The organism is Mycobacterium sp. 1164985.4 (genome assembly GCF_001668575.1).
GTDB lineage: Bacteria > Actinomycetota > Actinomycetes > Mycobacteriales > Mycobacteriaceae > Mycobacterium.
Window position 1 is genome coordinate 1 of the sequence record NZ_LZMD01000015.1, and the last position, 1,083, is coordinate 1,083.

Here is a 1,083-nt window from a genome sequence, read left to right on the forward strand (position 1 = left end):
GGCGCGGTCGCCGGAGGCGGTGGCGTTGCGGTGGGCGGGTCGGTCGTGGACGTATCGCGAGGTGGATGAGGCCTCGACGCGGGTGGCGCATGTGTTGGCCGGGGTGGGGGCGGGCCCTGGTCGGTGTGTGGCGTTGGTGTTTTCGCGGTGTGCTGAGGCGATTGTGGCGATGTTGGGGGTGCTCAAGTCCGGGGCGGCGTATTTGCCGATTGATCCGGCGCATCCGCAGTCGCGCATTGAGTTCATGCTCGCTGATGCCGCGCCGGTGGCGGCGTTGACCACGGCGGGGTTGGCTGAGCGGTTGGCCGGTAGCGATGTGGTGGTCATCGATATCGATGATCCGCGCATCGGGGCGCAGCCGGTGACGGCGGTGGCGCCGGGGCCGGCCGCTGATGATGTGGCGTATGTGATTTACACCTCGGGCACTACTGGTGTGCCCAAGGGGGTGGCGATCAGTCATGCCAATGTGACCGAGTTGATGGGGTCGTTGACCGGGGCGTGGGTGGGCGCGGGTCAGGTGTGGTCGCAGTGGCATTCCTACAGTTTCGATATTTCGGGGTGGGAGATTTACGGCGCCTTGTTGCATGGGGGCCGGTTGGTGGTGGTGCCCGAGGAGGTGGCGGCCTCTCCGGAGGCGTTGCGGGCGTTGCTGATCGATGAGCGGGTCAGTGTGTTGTGTCAGACGCCGTCGGCGGCGGGGATGCTCTCGCCGCAGGGGTTGGATGCGGTGACGTTGCTGGTCGGTGGTGAGGCGTGTGCGCCCGAGGTGGTGGCGCGGTGGGCGCCGGGTCGGGTGATGATCAATGAGTACGGCCCGACCGAGGCCACGATGTGGGTGGCGCTCAGCGCGCCACTGCAGCCGGGCGCGGAGGCCCCGCCGATCGGGGCGCCGTTGCCGAAGGTGGCGTTTTTCGTCCTCGATGGGTGGTTGCGTCCGGTGCCGGCGGGGGTGGTCGGGGAGTTGTATGTGGCCGGGCCGCAGTTGGCCTATGGCTATGCGGGGCGGGCGGGGTTGACCGCGTCGCGGTTTATGGCCTGTCCGTTCGCCGGTGTCGAGGCTGCGGGTCAGCGGATGTATCGCAC

At 68.2% G+C, this 1,083-nt stretch carries 1 protein-coding gene; it reads left to right on the top strand.

Annotated features, from left to right (window positions below; genetic code table 11):
- On the top strand, positions 1–1,083 hold a 1,083-nt coding region (locus A5650_RS01820; RefSeq protein ID WP_156743970.1), incomplete at both ends, for an amino acid adenylation domain-containing protein.